This window comes from Rahnella bonaserana, from assembly GCF_019049675.1.
Taxonomy (GTDB): Bacteria; Pseudomonadota; Gammaproteobacteria; order Enterobacterales; family Enterobacteriaceae; genus Rahnella; species Rahnella bonaserana.
Window position 1 is genome coordinate 1 of record NZ_JAFMOW010000032.1, and the last position, 991, is coordinate 991.

The window sequence follows — 991 nt, forward strand, 5'->3', positions numbered from 1 at the left end:
AATTACAAAAGAATTTAAATAATTACTTAGTGATGAAAGTTGCCAGTGTGTTGTTTGATATTTCAGAATGATTCAATATAAGAAATAAAATGATTCTTAACTTATATTAACTAACGGGAGGCGTTAACAACCTAACGCTTGAAGAAAGCTCGAACATTATTGGCGATGTAATTCTATCTGATGCAGCATCGACTACGACAAATACCCTTTCAATCATCAATGATGCGGCAACCTGATAGCCGGGACCATTACCGCAGTGGCACTGTCAGGCGAGACCGTGACCGGGGCGGCGACGTTCGCTGAACAAACCACCCTCACTTTTAGCAGCCTGACCAATGGAACGGCTTAAGCTGCTGATACCGTGTCGCTTGATGGAACGTCAATGAAAGGTACCTCAGCCATTGAAAGCCGGATACAGCCGGACTACATGCTGCTGACCACGAAAAATGGCATCACGGGTACCTATACAGACGACAACACCAATAGCCTGCTAACCTCTGGCGGTGATGACTATACCGGTATGATAACCACCGCTAACATTAATCGCTTAGTGTACGGAATAAAGTGGAATGACCAGTCAGGCGACAGCTACGGCACTTTTGACATGAAAAATGGCGTAGCCTTCGGCCTGGGGTGCCGCTGGCAGACAATACCGGTATACATACCAATCGGAATGACTGGGATGGTGAAAGCCTTACCAAGGCCGGGGACGGTACGCTCATTCTGACGGCAAATAAAACCTACACCGGAACGACCACGGTGAGCGGTGGCGCACTCAAGATCGGCGTAAGTGATGCCTTTGTTTACACCTCTGGCGTGATAGTGGCTGACGCTGTTACGCTAAATCTTGGGGGCAACAGCCAGTGACCTGCTCCCCGTCGATTAGTACACCCCGATGTTAGTAATGTCTTCATCTGCAACGTGAGGACATCCCCATGAAGAAGCGTTTTTCCGACCAACAGATCATCAGTATTCTCCGCGAGGCTGATGC

2 protein-coding genes are annotated in these 991 nt (G+C 48.1%); both read left to right on the plus strand.

Features of this window, described 5'->3' with window-relative positions:
* Positions 1-382: 382 nt before the first annotated feature.
* Entirely contained in the window at positions 383-727 is a 345-nt protein-coding gene (locus tag J1778_RS00155; protein ID WP_217171498.1) for a hypothetical protein, read from the plus strand.
* Positions 634-867 (plus strand): autotransporter-associated beta strand repeat-containing protein, encoded by a 234-nt coding sequence (locus J1778_RS24830; protein WP_217171497.1) that lies wholly within the window; start codon positions 634-636, stop codon positions 865-867. Before J1778_RS00155 ends, J1778_RS24830 begins: the two co-directional genes overlap by 94 nt.
* The last annotated feature ends 124 nt before the right edge of the window (positions 868-991 follow it).

Coding starts and splice junctions, on each gene's coding strand:
- J1778_RS00155 (WP_217171498.1), top strand. CDS start 383: ATGAAAGGTACCTCAGCCATTGAAAGCCGGATACAGCCGGACTACATG.